Consider the following 760-nt stretch of genomic DNA (forward strand, 5'->3'; position numbering starts at 1 on the left):
GCGAAACAGGCCGCAATTTTCCATGCATCGAAAGCTTCGAGGCGATGGTAGCGAATTGTGTGTGCGGCTCGGCGACGAGATGGAACAGAGAAACAATTGCGGGTCGCTGAGTGCATGGAGACGAACCGTTGCAACGCTCCAGGTGACCGATGACCTTGCATGGTTCGCTCCCGTTTCCTAAACGGCAGATGGCTATTTTCGGCCCGATTATTGAGGCCCTTGTGCGACCAATGGTCAAGGCCGGGTGCCACTTCTGCCTTTGCTGCACCGTAGGAGCGGAGCTTATCGGTGATGATCCGTTTGGGAGCAAAGCCATAGCGCTTCATTAACGCCACAAGCAATCGCTTTGCCGCCCTTTTATCACGCCGCTTCTGCAAGATTTCTTCGAGAACGGAGCCATGTTGATCCACCGCACGCCAAAGCCAGAATTTTTCTCCAGCGCATTTGACGACCACTTCGTCCAAATACCAAACATCGCCGGGGCGCGCCTGACGCCGCCGCAAGTTGCGTGTGATCTGGGGGCCGAACTTGGCGATCCAACGACGAACTGTCTCGTATGATACGTCGATTCCACGCTCAAGCAGCATTTCTTCAACTTCACGCAGACTAAGGTTGAACCGCAGATAAAGCCACACCGCATGAGCAACGATCTGTGGCGGAAAACGGTGACGCTTGAAGATGATATCTGATGTCTGCATCGCCAAAATTTACGCCCAAACCGTCAGGCAGGCAACTGTAGCCCAGTTAACGTGACAACACC

1 protein-coding gene is annotated in these 760 nt (G+C 54.1%); it reads right to left on the reverse strand.

The features are described from left to right. Window positions 1–698: IS6 family transposase (locus tag FG152_RS27145; protein WP_109365644.1), on the reverse strand; the 698-nt coding region annotated here is incomplete at its 3' end. Window positions 699–760: the final 62 nt, after the last annotated feature.

It is taken from the genome of Ochrobactrum sp. XJ1, assembly GCF_024701725.1.
GTDB lineage: Bacteria > Pseudomonadota > Alphaproteobacteria > Rhizobiales > Rhizobiaceae > Brucella > Brucella anthropi.